The organism is Paenarthrobacter sp. NPDC090522 (assembly GCF_044769225.1).
Lineage (GTDB): Bacteria > Actinomycetota > Actinomycetes > Actinomycetales > Micrococcaceae > Arthrobacter.
This window is the reverse complement of sequence record NZ_JBIVXL010000002.1, coordinates 331,849-343,309: the sequence shown is the minus strand read 5'-3', so window position 1 is coordinate 343,309 and position 11,461 is coordinate 331,849. Positions and strand designations below refer to the sequence as shown.

The 11,461-nt window shown below is 63.5% G+C and carries 7 protein-coding genes and 1 tRNA gene; 6 read left to right on the top strand and 2 right to left on the bottom strand.

Annotated elements, in window-relative coordinates; all coding sequences use genetic code 11:
* Positions 1 to 65 precede the first annotated feature (65 nt).
* The gene (locus ACIQT2_RS03645; protein ID WP_402943679.1) at positions 66 to 1,259 is read right to left on the bottom strand and encodes a macrolide 2'-phosphotransferase; all 1,194 of its coding nucleotides are present in this window, start codon (positions 1,257 to 1,259) and stop codon (positions 66 to 68) included.
* A 168-nt stretch (positions 1,260 to 1,427) separates the two neighbouring features.
* On the opposite strand from ACIQT2_RS03645, the gene nudC reads away from it, so the two are divergent.
* The 3 genes from nudC to ACIQT2_RS03630 are packed head-to-tail and all read left to right on the top strand — an operon-like array spanning position 1,428 to position 5,139.
* The gene (gene nudC / locus ACIQT2_RS03640; RefSeq protein ID WP_402943677.1) at positions 1,428 to 2,417 is read left to right on the top strand and encodes an NAD(+) diphosphatase; all 990 of its coding nucleotides are present in this window, start codon (positions 1,428 to 1,430) and stop codon (positions 2,415 to 2,417) included.
* 8 nt (positions 2,418 to 2,425) lie between these two features.
* Positions 2,426 to 4,546: an ATP-dependent DNA helicase UvrD2 gene (locus ACIQT2_RS03635; RefSeq protein ID WP_402943779.1), complete on the top strand. Its 2,121-nt coding sequence runs from the start codon at positions 2,426 to 2,428 to the stop codon at positions 4,544 to 4,546.
* A complete protein-coding gene (locus tag ACIQT2_RS03630; RefSeq protein ID WP_402943674.1) occupies positions 4,546 to 5,139 on the top strand; it encodes a M48 family metallopeptidase in 594 nt (197 codons plus the stop codon). Before ACIQT2_RS03635 ends, ACIQT2_RS03630 begins: the two co-directional genes overlap by 1 nt.
* Before the next feature lie 44 nt (positions 5,140 to 5,183).
* Here the strand turns inward: ACIQT2_RS03630 and ACIQT2_RS03625 are convergent, their stop codons facing one another.
* Positions 5,184 to 6,620 (bottom strand): zinc-dependent metalloprotease, encoded by a 1,437-nt coding sequence (locus ACIQT2_RS03625; RefSeq protein ID WP_402943671.1) that lies wholly within the window; start codon positions 6,618 to 6,620, stop codon positions 5,184 to 5,186.
* Between the two features lie 211 nt (positions 6,621 to 6,831).
* Between ACIQT2_RS03625 and ACIQT2_RS03620 the strand changes: the two genes are divergently transcribed.
* From ACIQT2_RS03620 to ACIQT2_RS03610, 3 genes are all read left to right on the top strand, one after another.
* Complete coding sequence (locus tag ACIQT2_RS03620; RefSeq protein ID WP_402943668.1) at positions 6,832 to 7,968, top strand: PDZ domain-containing protein; 1,137 nt, start codon at positions 6,832 to 6,834, stop codon at positions 7,966 to 7,968.
* A gap of 129 nt (positions 7,969 to 8,097) precedes the next feature.
* On the top strand, positions 8,098 to 11,094 hold the full coding sequence (locus ACIQT2_RS03615; RefSeq protein WP_400329594.1) for a UPF0182 family protein: 2,997 nt from the start codon (positions 8,098 to 8,100) through the stop codon (positions 11,092 to 11,094).
* A 131-nt stretch (positions 11,095 to 11,225) separates the two neighbouring features.
* Positions 11,226 to 11,299 (top strand) — tRNA-Met (locus ACIQT2_RS03610).
* Positions 11,300 to 11,461 lie beyond the last annotated feature (162 nt).

Here is an 11,461-nt window from a genome sequence, read left to right as displayed (position 1 = left end):
CCACTAGACGGAGGCCGGGCAGTTCTGCCGGGACCTCCTGAACCAGTTGGCAAGTGACGTGGGTTTCAGCCCCTCAGTGGGGTCACGTTCACTACGCTGATGGCGGCCGTGGACGTGTCTTCCGGACCAGCAGCGTCATCCGGGTCCCCGACTGCTGAGTGGCCGGACGTTGCGTCGGCCTTGGCTGGCTGTTCCCCTTCCGGGACCGGAGCCACGGACACCGGGGCGGAACCGTCATCGGGAATGGCTGCGACGCTGACCGCCGGCAGAACGCCGTCGGGTGATCCCGTGGGCATGGCCTCTTCGGCAGACGCGCGCTCTGCGCGTTCGGTTTCGTCCAGCCTTGCCTGTTCTTCGATGTCGTCGGCAAGGGACTGGAGCATTGACTCAGCCTCCGCGGTCATCTCCTCGTGCCCGGCGGCCATGGCCTTGACCAGGTATTGGGCCAGGGCGAACTCGGCGAGCAAGGCCGCCCGCCGCAGCAGATGGCCGTCCGGCGTCTCGCGTCGGACCTGGGTGTACCGTGCCAGGACCGCGTCGATGAACGGCGCTTCGTTGGAGGCCACCAGCCAGGCGAAGTCGTCGGCGGGGTCTCCGATCCGGAGATCCGTCCAGCCGGTGACAGCGGTCACGGCGTCGTGCTGAACCATCAGGTTGTCTTCGTGCAGATCTCCATGGACCACCGAGGGATTGAAGCGCCACAGCGCCACGTCCTCCAGGGCGTGCTCCCAGCGCCGAAGCAGCGCCGCCGGGATCTTGCCGGTGGTTGCGGCCTGGTCCAACTCGTTGAGCTTGCGTTGGCGGAACTCGTTGGCCGAGTAGCTGGGCAGATCGGAGCTTGTGACCAGCGCCAGCGGCAGGTCATGGATCGCTGCCAGGGCAGAACCGATGTCCCGGGCGAGGTCCGCGTTGCCGGCGGACAGTTCCTCAATGGAGAGCGTGGCACCCTGCAAATGGGCATAGACGAACGTCGTCAGGTCCCCTTGCCGCACGGTCCCGGCGATGGTGGGCACGTGGAACGGCAGTTCAGCCCTGATGGCCGGGGCGAACGCGCGGAGGATCATGAATTCAGATTCCAGCCGGGTGCTTGCCTCGGGATGGCGGGGAGATCGGACACGCCACCGCTTGCCTTCCGCGTCAAGCAACAGCGCCGAGTCGAAGTCGGCGTCGTCATCGGAAGAATGAGCCGTAGCCGTCGGCGCCAATCCAGGCACCGCCGCAGTTGCTACAGCGGCCAGTTCAAGCGGTGTTCTTCTCACGTCTCCAACGGTAGATTGAGCGGAGCCGATGGCCATGATGCAGTGCGGCGAGTCTCCAGATCCGTAGCAAAACAGGACTTCAGGCCACCTCGAAGCGACTGTCCGGCCGTATCCACATCAAGGGCCCGCCAAATGTTCTTTGTCGGCATGAGTCAGTACGGTAGATACATGAGCTACACGGAGTCTCCTGCGCCGGCCAATCACCTCATGGACACTGTCCTTCCAGTGCGTCCTGCCGTGGTGGACCGTGGCTCGGGTGCCCGCCTCAAGCCTGGCATGGTGGAGGACCTGATCGCCTCGGGAACCGCCCAGGCCATGGTCATTTCGCAACGCAAGGCCCTTGTGACGGAGCAGGGGCTCTGGTTCGGTGATGCGCTCCGCCTGTGGGAGGCCCTGAACCTGGCGGAAGACAACCCGGCGACTGCAATCTACCTGGGCGCCACCTTGGGTCCGTCCTCCCTTCCGGAAGGCAGCGCAGTGCTGCTGTTCACGGTCGCTCAACCCCCGGCGCCCGGCACTTCGCTCACACCGGCTGACGCTCAGTGGGCGGGCTTCCGCGAAGTCGCCGGAAGGCTCGACGCCAGCGATACTGCTTTGTTCATCGAAGCCAGCGCCATCAGCAACTGGCATGCAACACATACACACTGCCCGCAGTGCGGTACTCCTACGGACCTGGAAGCAGGCGGGTGGGTGAGGCGCTGCCCCAGGGACAACTCCGAGCACTACCCCCGGACGGACCCGGCCATTATTGTCACGGTGGTGGGCCCGGATGGCCGTCTGCTCTTGGGCGGCGGCGGTCCCACGGACGCGAAGAATTACTCCACCCTGGCCGGATTCGTCGAGCCGGGCGAATCCCTGGAGCAGGCCGTGGTCCGGGAAATCGGGGAGGAAGTCGGTGTCCGCGTGACCGCGTGCCAGTATCTGGGCTCGCAGTCCTGGCCGTTCCCGGCTTCGCTCATGTTGGGTTTTACGGCCACCACCAGCGATTCCGTCGCCAAGCCCGACGGCGTCGAGGTCACCCGTGCGCGGTGGTTCAGCCGCGAGGAACTGCAGGCGGCCGTGCTGAGCGGTGAAATCACCATTTCCACCAGGCTGTCCATCGCACGGTCCCTGATTGAGCATTGGTACGGCGGCGTCATCGAAGACCTCCAGCCGTGACTCAAGCTATGGTTGACGCCGACGGTTCGCTGGAAGAACGAATACTCGGTGGTTTGGACGAGGAACAGCGGGAAGTCGCCGGCACCTTGACGGGCCCCCTCTGTGTCCTTGCCGGTGCGGGCACGGGCAAGACGCGGGCCATTACCCACCGGATCGCCTATGGGGTGCACTCGGGGGTGTACTCCCCGCAAAGGCTGCTGGCCGTTACGTTTACGGCACGGGCCGCGGCCGAGATGCGCAGCAGGCTACGGGATCTCGGCGTTCCCAACGTCCAGGCGCGGACCTTCCACGCTGCGGCGCTGCGGCAGTTGCAGTTTTTCTGGCCGCAGGCAATCGGCGGAACCTTGCCTAACCTGTTGGACCACAAAGCCACCATGATCGCCGAGGCCTCGCGGAGGCTCCGGCTCAGCACGGACCGTGCTTCCATCCGGGATCTTGCCGCAGAGATTGAATGGGCCAAGGTTTCCATGCTGACCCCGGCGAACTACCTTGAGAACGCAAAGGACAGGGGCACCCCCGGCGGTTTCGACCTGACGGCCGTCTCCCGGGTGTTCCAGGCTTACGAGGACATCAAGACGGACCGCAACGTCATCGACTTTGAAGATGTGCTGCTCATTACCGTGGGCATCCTGCAAGAGGATCCGAAGGTGGCGGCCACGGTCCGGGAACAATACCGGCATTTCGTCGTGGATGAATACCAGGACGTTTCACCGCTCCAACAGCGGCTCCTGGATCTTTGGCTGGGCGGCCGTGACGAGCTGTGCGTGGTGGGTGATGCCAGCCAGACCATCTATTCATTCACGGGAGCTTCCCCGAAGCACCTCCTCGGATTCAAGGCGCAGTATCCACACGCCACAGTGGTCAAGCTCGTCCGCGATTACCGCTCAACGCCCCAGGTAGTGAAACTGGCAAACGACCTCCTCGGTTCCAGGCGCAGCGGCGGGCCGGTGGCAGATGCCGCGTGGGCCCCGCCGCTCAAGCTTGTCGCGCAGCGGCCTTCCGGACCCGAGCCACGTTTCCTTGAATGCCCGGACGACGAAGCCGAAGCTGCAGTGGTTGCCGGCAAGATCCAGGAATTGCTGGATGCCGGTGTCAAGGCAAGCGAGATTGCCATTCTCTTCCGTACCAACGGCCAGTCAGAAGCCTATGAACAGGCCTTGGCATCGGCCGGCATCGGGTACCAGCTCCGCGGCGGCGAGAGGTTCTTCGCCCGAAAGGAGGTCCGCGATGCCATCCTGCAGTTGCGGGCCGCTACCCGGGCCATCCAGGAAGGAACCCCGGAACCCCTGGGCCAGCTTGTCAGGGACATCATTGCCTCCCTTGGTTACACGGACACAGCCCCGCATAGCGGTGGGGCCCTCCGGGAGCGCTGGGAATCGTTGGCTGCCTTGGTGGCCTTGGCTGACGAACTTGCTGTCAGCCGGGGGGAGTCCTTCAGCTTGGCGGAGTTCGTCAATGAGCTGCAGGAACGCTCCGTTGCCCAGCATGCTCCCACCGTCCAGGGAGTCACTCTTGCCTCCTTGCATGCCGCGAAGGGCCTGGAATGGGATGCCGTTTTCCTGGTTGGGCTCAGCGAAGGACTCATGCCCATATCCTTCGCGGATTCTCCCGAAGACGTGGATGAGGAACGCCGGCTGCTGTATGTCGGAATCACCCGTGCGCGGGAACACCTCAATCTGTCGTGGTCGGCAGCCCGGACACCGGGTGGCCGGGCCAACCGCAAGCCGTCTCGGTTCCTTGACGGCCTTCGCCCTGATTCTGTCGCATCGGCGAACGCCAGGAGTCGCGCGGGTGCGCCGCGTCGAAAAGCCGCTGCACCGGCGTCGTGCCGTGTCTGCGGGAGCATGCTCGCCACCGGAGCCGAACGCAAAGTGGGGCGCTGCAACCAATGTCCCCCCAGCTATCAGGAACAGACCTTCGAAGCGCTCCGCCAGTGGCGTCGCGAGGAGGCCCAATCGGCAGACGTGCCCGCTTACGTGGTTTTCACCGACGCCACTTTGACGGCCATAGCGGAGGCGCGGCCGGAAACCCTGGAGCAATTGGCGGGACTCGCCGGAGTGGGGCCGTCGAAGCTGGAGCGCTATGGGGAGGCCGTGTTGGAGGTACTGACTGAAAGCGCAGAGCCCTGATGGCGGACGAGATTCCCCCTCGCACCGATGACGGCGCTCCCGTCATAGTGCGCCGTTCCGCGCGCCGTCGGCGCACGGTCGCAGCTTTTTGGGAGGACGGCAATGCGGTTGTGGCCATCCCCGCCAGTTTCACCAAGGCGCAGGAACGCGAATGGGTTCGCCGGATGTTGGCCAAGCTCAAGGCCAAGGGCGAACGCCGGGGGAGCGGCGACGGGAGAAGGCGTCCGTCGTCGGACTCTGCTTTGGCGCAGCACGCTGCCCTGTTGTCCCGCACCTACCTCGGTGGCCGCGCTGTTCCGACGTCGGTCCGCTGGGTGACCAACCAGAACTCACGCTGGGGCTCGGCTACCCCGTCCGAGGGCACCATCCGGCTCTCGCACAAGCTGCAGCCCATGCCCCAGTGGGTTGTCGACTATGTCCTGCTGCATGAACTGGCGCATCTTCTGGTGGCCGGGCACAACGCTGCGTTTTGGCGTCTGCTGGAGGCCTACCCGGAAACGGAAAGGGCGAAGGCGTTCCTCGAAGGCGTGAGCTTTGCCACCTCCCGCGGCTTGGGCGAAGGCCCCGCCTCGGTGGACACAGACGAGGATTAAGCAGCAGTGGCCGCCCGGTTTCCCGGGGCGGCCACTGTCAGGCGCTATTTGGAGGGCGCTTCAGGTTCTCCCTCATCAGGGCCGGCGCCGCCGGAAGGTTCGTCGGACGGCGAGTCACTGCCCGCTTCATCCGAAGAGTCGTATCCACCGCTCAGGAGCTTTTGCAGAGCATCGTCCACTTCACTGTCGCTCGCTTCCGCCAGGCGGCGGCGTTCCGAGAAGCCCTTGGGGTCGTCCAGGTCCTCGCCCGTTGGCAGGAGGTCCGGGTGGTGCCAAATGGCGTCCCGTCCGGCAATCCCGCGTTCTTCCTTGAGCGTGGCCCACAGCGTCGCAGCGTCACGGAGCCGTCGGGGCCTCAGTTCCAGTCCTACCAGGGAAGAGAACGCGTGTTCCGCAGGTCCGCCGGTAGCGCGCCGGCGCCGCACCATCTCGCGCAGTGCAGTGGCGGACGGCAACAACTTTTCGGTGGCTTCCGCGGTGAGCTCGTCAACCCAGCCTTCCACCAGTGCCAGCGCCGTTTCGAGCTTTTCGAGGGCGGCCGTCTGGACCGGGGTGCGTTCGGGCGTGAAGACACCCTGGGACAGGGCTTCCTGGATACCCTCGGGGTTGCTGGGATCCAGGTCCCGGGCCAGGTCTTCGATCCGGGACATATCGATGTGGATACCGCGGGCGTAGGCTTCGATGGCGCCCAGCAAATGTCCGCGGAGCCAGGGAACCTGGACGAACAACCGGGCGTGGGCGGCTTCGCGGACGGCCAGGAACAGCCGGACATCGTTCTCGGGCAGGCTGAGTCCTTCGCCGAACTTCGCAACGTTGGCAGGCAGCAAGGCCATTTCCAGGTCGGCGAGCGGGACCCCGATGTCCGTTGAGCTGACCACTTCCGCAGACAAGGCGCCGATCGCCTGGCCCAGTTGCATGCCGAAGATGGCTCCGCCCATGTTTTGCAGCATGGACGATGCGCCGCCCATCATGGACTTCATTTCTTCGGGCAGTTGCTGGCTGAGTGCACCGGAGAGGGCATTGGCGATGCTGTTGGCTACGGGTTCGGTCAGCCGCTTCCAGGTGCCCAGGGTTGCCTCGACCCATTCGGCGCGGGACCAGGCCCGGCCGATCAGGCCGGTCGAGGGGAGGTCCGTCACGGGATCGAGCCAGAGTTCCGCCAGGCGGAGGGCTTCATCGATCTCGCGCTTTTGCGTCGAGTTCACGGAGGGGTCGCTGCCCGCGGCGGCGACGCGTCGGGCGTTCTCGTGGGCCAGTTGCCAGTTGACGGGCCCTTCGGAGGTGGAACTCATCATGGCCTGCACCTGGGCGAACATCTGCTGCAACAGTTGCGGATCGTTGGGCAGTCCGGCCGCTTTGGCGAGTTCGGCGGGATCGATGTTGCCCATTCCCTGGCCGCCCATCAGGTTCTGCAGCATTTCTGCCAGAGGGTCCTTGGGGTTGTCATCGTCGTTTGACGGGTTGTTGGGGTTGGTAGACATGGTGCCGCCGATCGTCGAACTGGCTGGTGATCACTTTCACCGTACCGCGCAGGGGAGGGGCTGTCTGCCTGCGGGCGGCGTAGTTCGCTGTAGGCAAAGCAGCCTTGCAAGGTCCGGACCGCGTAGTGTGGATGCTTGGTATGTTCCCTGTGCCGCTGCCGGCGGCAGGAGCGAAACTGCCGTCACGCAGTGCCGGCTGAGAGAGGCCTCAATGCTTACTTCGCCCAGTCCCGAGGGCTCGGTTGACCCGCGTCAAACGCCCGACGCCGAACCCTCCTCTGCGCCAGCGTCACCGCCGGGCAGCAGCCGCTACATGATCATGATCGTGTCCGGCCTCCTTGCCTTGGGGCTCGGTCTAGGCGCCGCTGCGTTGCCTGTTCCCTACGTGGTGGAATCTGCCGGCCCCACCTTCAATACCTTGGGCCAGGACGGCGACAAGCAGGTCATCACCATCTCGGGACGCGAGTCCTTCCCGGCGAAGGGCAATCTGGACCTCACCACCGTGGTGATGACGGGAGGTCCGAAGAGCCCGGCAACCATCTTTGACGTCTTCCGTGCCTGGTTGGACAAATCCAAGGCCATCTACCCGGAGGAGCTCATCTATCCCAAGGGGACAACTGCGGAGCAGACCGTCCAACAAGGCGAGATCGCCATGGAGACGTCCCAGGAAAACGCCGTTGCTGCAGCCCTGCGGGAGTTGGACATTCCGTTCGAGCAGCGTCTTACCGTCGCGGGTCTTTCGGATGCTTCACCATCCGCCGGCAAAGTCCAGGACGGGGACCGGTTGGTCTCCATCAACGGCAAGCCGGTCACATCCATGAGCGTCATCCAGACGGAGTTGTCAGCGGGAGCCGGGGCTCCGGCAACGGTTGTGGTTGAACGGAACGGTTCGGTTGTCACGGAAACCGTGACGCCAACCAAGAACTCCAACGACCGATACGTGCTGGGGGTCCTTCTTTCCAGTGATTTCACCTTCCCGTTCGATGTGAAGATTTCGCTGGACAACGTTGGCGGACCGAGTGCCGGGATGATGTTTGCCCTGGGGATTGTGGACAGCCTGACGCCGGGGGACATGACCGGCGGCAAACACGTGGCCGGAACGGGAACCATTACCGCGGACGGTGCCGTGGGAGCCATTGGCGGGATCGCGCAGAAAATGATCGGTGCCAGGGACCACGGGGCCACCATGTTCCTTGCCCCTGCAGCGAATTGCGCCGACGTGGTTGGTCATGTGCCTGATGGTCTCCAAGTGGTCAAGGTGGAAACACTGGCTGATGCCACCACTGCCGTGGAACGGCTCGGCAGCGGCAAGGACACGTCAAGCCTTCCCACCTGCACAAACAACTAGACTGGCGGTGGAACTTAGCTCCACCGCCACTCGTGGCATATATGACGGCTCTGCCTGCACCCAGCGGTGAAGCTGTCAAAGCACACGCACACCGACTTTTAACTGACGACCACCAATGAGGTACAGAGTTTGTCCCGTCCCGCCAGCTCCAGCCCGCCCGGAAGATCGCCGCTGAGACGAGGTGCCCTGACTCCGACGCTGATCGTCGTAGCCGTGGCGGTCGTCGGTTTCATATTCTTCGCCAACGTGTGGACAGATGTCCTGTGGTACCAGCAGTTGGGCTTCTTCGAGGTTTATATCCGCGAGAACCTTGCCCGGATCCTGACGTTCCTGGTTGGCTTCGCCATGATGTTCGCGGCCGTCTTCTTCGCCATCCGGATCGCGTACCGCTCACGCCCGGTCTATGCCCCTGACGCGGAGTCGCGCGACAACCTCAACCGGTACCAGGCGCAGCTCGAGCCGGTACGCCGCGTGGTCATGATCGGCCTGCCCATCCTCTTCGGCCTTTTTGCCGGGAGCGCCGCAGCCAGCCAGTGGCAGAAGGTCCTCCTGTTCTTCAACCAGGAACCGTTTGGCCAAACTGACCCGCTGTTCAACATGGACATCAGTTTCTACCTCATGTCCCTGCCCTTCCTGGGCTTCATCACCGGATTCCTCATCAGTATCGCGGTGGTTGCCGGAATCGCGGGCATCCTGACGCACTACCTCTACGGCAGCATCCGCCTCATGGAGCGGGGAATCTTCACCAGCCGGGCTGCGCAGATCCACATTGCCGTAACGGGCGCGTTCTTCCTGCTGCTGCTCGGCGTCAACTTCTGGCTGGACCGTTACACGACGGTCCAGAGTGCTTCGGGACGTTGGGCTGGTGCGCTCTACACCGATGTGAACGCCGTGGTTCCCACCAAGGCGATTCTCGCAGTGGCCGCCGGCCTCGTAGCCATCCTGTTCATCGTGGCAGCGGTCATCGGCCGCTGGCGCCTTCCGGTTATCGGAACGGCCATGCTGATCATCACGGCCATCCTTGCCGGAGGCGTTTATCCATGGGTCATCCAGCAGTTCCAGGTACGCCCGTCCGAAAACACGCTGGAGCGGGAATTCATCGGCCGCAACATCAACATGACCCGGGCTGCCTATGGCTTGGACAAGATCGATGTATCGGCCTATAACGCCACCACCACTGCAACGAGCGGTGCCTTGGCCAAGGACGCGCAGACGGCCGCCAACATCCGTCTCCTGGACCCGAACCTGATCTCGTCGGCGTTCTCCCAGCTTGAGCAGTACCGCCCTTACTACCAGTTCCCGCAGACGCTCAACGTAGACCGCTACACGGTCGACGGGAAGGTGCAGGACACTGTCATCGCTGTTCGCGAACTGAACCCGGATGGCCTGAGCGCCAACCAGCAAACCTGGGTCAACCGGCACATTGTCTACACGCACGGTTACGGCGTGGTGGCCGCAAAGGGCAACAAGTTCACCGCCGACGGCAAGCCGGATTTCCTTCAATCGGGAATTCCTTCCAGCGGTGTCCTGGGTAACGACTCCAGCTACCAGCCGCGCATCTACTTCGGTGAAAACTCGCCGGAATACTCCATCGTGGGTGCTCCGGAAGGTGCCCCGCACCGTGAGCAGGACCGTCCGGCCGGCAGGGAAGGCAGCGGTGAAACCCAGTACACCTTCACCGGCAACGGCGGGCCGAACGTCGGAAACTGGCTGAACAGGATCCTGTACTCCATCAAGTTCCAGTCTTCGGACCTGCTGCTTTCCGACGGCGTTAATGAGAAGTCGCAGATCCTTTACGACCGCAACCCGCGCGACCGCGTCGAGAAGCTGGCACCGTACCTCACCGTGGATGGAAATGCCTATCCTGCCGTAGTTGACGGACGCGTCAAGTGGATCGTTGATGGCTACACCACCAGCCAGTACTTCCCGTACTCCCAGCCACAGCAGCTCCAGAACGCTACTGCCGACTCGCAGACGAGTGCCGGACGCACTGTTGCCCTGCCCAACAGTTCGGTCAACTACATCCGCAACTCGGTCAAGGCCACGGTGGATGCCTATGACGGCTCGGTGACGCTCTATGCGTGGGACGACCAGGACCCCATCCTCAAGGCCTGGCAGAAAGTCTTCCCCACCACGTTGAAGCCGTTCACTGAGATGTCCGGTGACCTTATGAGCCACGTCCGGTACCCGGAAGACCTCTTCAAGGTCCAGCGTGAACTGCTGGGACGCTACCACGTCACGGATGCGGACAGCTTCTACCAGAACAACGATGCGTGGAGCGTTCCGAACGATCCCACGGTGTCCGAAGCAGTGAAGCAGCCGCCGTTCTACATGTCCCTGCAGATGCCGGACCAGGACAAGCCTGCTTTCCAGCTGACGTCCTCCTTCATCCCGCAGACGGTGAACGGCAGTGCACGGAACATCTTGTACGGATTCCTTGCCGCTGATTCCGACGCCGGTAACGTCAAGGGGGTCAAGGCCGACAGTTATGGCCAGTTGAGGTTGCTCCAGCTGCCCACCGACACGCAGGTCCCGGGTCCGGGCCAGGCGCAGAACAAGTTCAACTCCGATCCCACAGTTTCGCAGGCCCTGAACCTGCTGCGGCAGGGTGCCTCGGATGTCTTGAACGGCAACTTGCTGACCCTGCCGGTTGGCGGCGGCTTGCTGTATGTGCAGCCGGTTTACCTGAAGTCGACCGGTGAGACCTCCTACCCAACGCTGCAGCGCGTCCTGGTGGCGTTCGGCGACAAGATCGGCTTTGCGCCGACATTGGATGAAGCCCTGGATCAGTTGTTTGGAGGCAACTCCGGTGCCACAGCCGGCGACTCGGACAACAACGGCCAGACCCCGGCCACTCCGCCGGGGACAACCACCCCGCCGGAAGGCAGCACGGATGCCAAGGCAGACCTCAAGGCAGCCCTCGATGAGGCCAACAAGGCAATCGTGGATGGCCAGGCTGCCCTCGCCAAGGGTGACTTTGCGGGCTACGGAGACCAGCAGAACAAGCTGTCCGCGGCCCTTAAGAAGGCCCTTGACGCTGAAACCCGGCTGGGTGTGACGCCCGCGCCGACGGCTACCCCCAGCGCCACTCCAAGCGCGACGCCGTCTCCCTCGCCGAGCAACTAGCCCGGCAACGATTCACTGAGGCAGGTGCCCGTTCCTTTCAGGAGCGGGCACCTGCTGCATGTGGGGGAGATGCACATCACGTAGCCAGGATTTGGTCTCCCATTCACCGGACGGTAATGTTGTTCTTGCGACGCGGGGTGGAGCAGTTCGGTAGCTCGCTGGGCTCATAACCCAGAGGTCACAGGTTCAAATCCTGTCCCCGCAACTGGAGAAAAAGTCCGGATCAGCACATGCTGATCCGGACTTTTTGTTTGCGTGGAGAATGCTCCTCGAACATCGTCGGGCTGAATGATGGTAAACGTGATCTGCGGCACGATGGCGCCGAAGTGGTCAAAACCGCAGTCGCCATAGGGTAAAGTTGTTTGAG